The organism is Dietzia sp. Cai40, from assembly GCF_014145165.1.
In the GTDB taxonomy this organism is placed as follows: domain Bacteria; phylum Actinomycetota; class Actinomycetes; order Mycobacteriales; family Mycobacteriaceae; genus Dietzia; species Dietzia natronolimnaea.
Genome location: NZ_JAALEB010000436.1, coordinates 1 through 2,578 on the forward strand (window position 1 = coordinate 1; position 2,578 = coordinate 2,578).

A 2,578-nucleotide genomic window follows, 5' to 3' on the forward strand; every position below is an offset into this window, starting at 1 on the left:
ACCTTCCGTCTCGACGAGGGGATGGACACCGGTCCGGTGCTCGGCACGATGACCGAGACCATCCTCCCGCGCGACACCGCCGGGGACCTGCTCGCCCGGCTGTCGGTGTCCGGCGCGGGACTGCTCCTGGCCACCCTGGACGCCCTGGAGACGGGCGAGCTCCGCGCGGTCCCGCAGCCGACCGACGGGATCTCCCGGGCGGGGAAGATCACCGTCGACGACGCGCGGGTCCGCTGGACCGATCCGGCACTGGCGGTGGACCGCCACATCCGTTCCGTAACCCCGGCCCCGGGGGCGTGGACGACCTTCGGCGGCGAGCGGGTCAAGATCGGTTCCACGACGCCGTCCGGGGAGGGAGCACCGACCCTGGCCCCCGGGCGGATCCTGTGGGACAAGCACACCTTCCTCGTCGGCACGGCCACCGCTCCCGTCGCGGTGGCCACTCTCCAGCCACCCGGCAAGAAGATGATGAACGCCGTCGACTGGGCACGCGGGGCCCGACTCGACGACGGGGCGGAGTTCTCATGAGTGCCCACGGCGGAGGGGGCCGCGGCCCCGGAGGCGGCGGTCGGCAGGGTGATGGCCGGCGGGGCGGCGGTCGGCAGGACACCGGCAAGCAGGACGGTGGTCGGCAGAGCAGCGGCCGGCAGAGCAGCGGCCGGTCAGGCGGGCGACAACCGGATGCACCCCGATCCGCCGACCGTCGGAGGGACGGGCGAACACCTCGGCAGAGCCGCCCCGATGCCAGGACCGTCGCCCTCGCCGTGATGACGGCGGTGCGCGAACGCGCGGCGTATGCGAACCTCCTGTTGCCGTCCGAGCTCAGGAAGGCGCGACTCGACACCCGGGACGCGGCCCTGGCCACCGAGCTCACCTACGGCACCCTCCGGACACAGGGGTTGCTGGACCGCATCATCGCGGAGGCCGCCGGCCGCCCGGTCGAGGAGATCGACCCCCCGGTCCTGGACCTGGTGCGACTGGGCGCCTACCAGTTGCTGTTCACCCGGATCGGGGCGCACGCGGCCGTCGACACCAGTGTGGAGGCGGCGCGGACGCAGGGGCTGGGCCGGGCCGGGGCGTTCGTCAACGCGGTGCTGCGCAAGGTCTCCGCACAGGACCTGGACGGCTGGGTCGCAGTGCTCCGGAAGGACGTGACGGACCCCGTCGCCCGGCTGGCGGTGGGCACCGCGCACCCGGAGTGGATCGCCCGTGCGTTCGCCGAATCCCTGGGGGCGGACGCAGCGGAGCTGCCCGAGCTGCTGGCCGCCGATGACGCGCGCCCCAAGGTGCACCTGGCGGCACTGCCCGGCGCCATCTCGGCGGAGGAACTCGCGCTGGTGACCGGCGGCACCGAGGGCGTCGTGTCGCCGTACGCGGTCCACCTCGACTCGGGTGACCCCGGGACCCTCGAGGCGGTGCGCGACCGGCTCGCCACGGTGCAGGACGAGGGCAGTCAGGTCGTCGCGATCGCCGCGTCCCGTGCACCGCTCGTCGGCGAGGACGGCGGCCGGTGGTTGGATCTGTGCGCCGGACCCGGGGGCAAGGCCGTCATGCTGGGCGCGTTGGCGGAGATCGAGGGCGCGACGGTGACCGGTGTGGAGGTCTCTGAACACCGTGCCGACCTCGTGCGGGAGGCCACCCGGGACCTTCCGGTGACCGTCCTCACCGCGGACGGCCGGGATCCCGGTCTGGAACCGGGGTTCGATCGAGTCCTCCTCGACGCACCGTGTTCGGGTCTCGGCGCCCTGAGGCGTCGTCCCGAGGCCCGGTGGCGAAAGACCGCCGCCGACATCCCGGGACTGGTGGTGCTCCAGCGGGAGCTGCTGGAATCCGCACTGCGTCTCGTGCGGCCCGGGGGCGTGGTGCTCTACGCGACGTGTTCCCCCCACCTGTCCGAGACGGTGTCTATGATCCGTGAGGCGAACAGGCGCGACGATGTCGAACTCCTCGACGTACGCGAGATCCTCGAGGGGATCGACGGGGCCGCCACCGAGGGCCTCGGAGACGGACCGTGGGTGCAGCTCTGGCCGCACCGCCACGGCACCGACGCGATGTTCATGGCGGGGTTGCGCAGGGTCACCTCAGACCCCACACCGCCGACACGAGAGGACTGACAGTCGATGCCGTCAGCAGACGCGGACCAGGGCCGGGACGACGCGACCTTCCTCTCCGGCGGGACCGGGTGCGCGGCGTGGGTGTACCGCCCGGAGACCTCGTCGGACCCCGGCGGGACAACCGCACCGGCCATCGTCATGGCGCACGGCCTCGGGTGTATCCGCGATCTCCGACTGCCCGCGTACGCCGAGCGGTTCCGCGACGCCGGCTTCGTCGTCGTGGTCTTCGACTACCGGCACTTCGGCGCGAGCGACGGGCAGCCCCGCCAGCTCCTCGACATCGGCCGTCAGCTCGACGACTGGCGGTCCGCGCTCGCCTTCACCCGGTCACTGACCGGCGTCGACCCGGACCGTGTCATCGCGTGGGGCACGTCGTTCTCGGGCGGCCACGTCCTCACGCTCGCCGGAACAGGGGAGCGACTCGCGGGGGTCGTCGCGCAGGTGCCGCACGTCAGCGGGCCGGC

2 protein-coding genes and 1 pseudogene are annotated in these 2,578 nt (G+C 73.2%); all 3 read left to right on the plus strand.

Features of this window, described 5'->3' with window-relative positions; all coding sequences use genetic code 11:
• A pseudogene (locus tag G6022_RS15170) lies at positions 1–528 on the plus strand (methionyl-tRNA formyltransferase); the annotation flags it as partial.
• A complete protein-coding gene (locus G6022_RS15175; protein WP_182691901.1) occupies positions 525–2,114 on the plus strand; it encodes a transcription antitermination factor NusB in 1,590 nt (529 codons plus the stop codon). The pseudogene G6022_RS15170 and the gene G6022_RS15175, both read left to right, overlap by 4 nt.
• 6 nt (positions 2,115–2,120) lie before the next feature.
• The coding region (locus G6022_RS15180; protein ID WP_182691902.1) for an alpha/beta fold hydrolase at positions 2,121–2,578 on the plus strand (458 nt) is incomplete at its 3' end.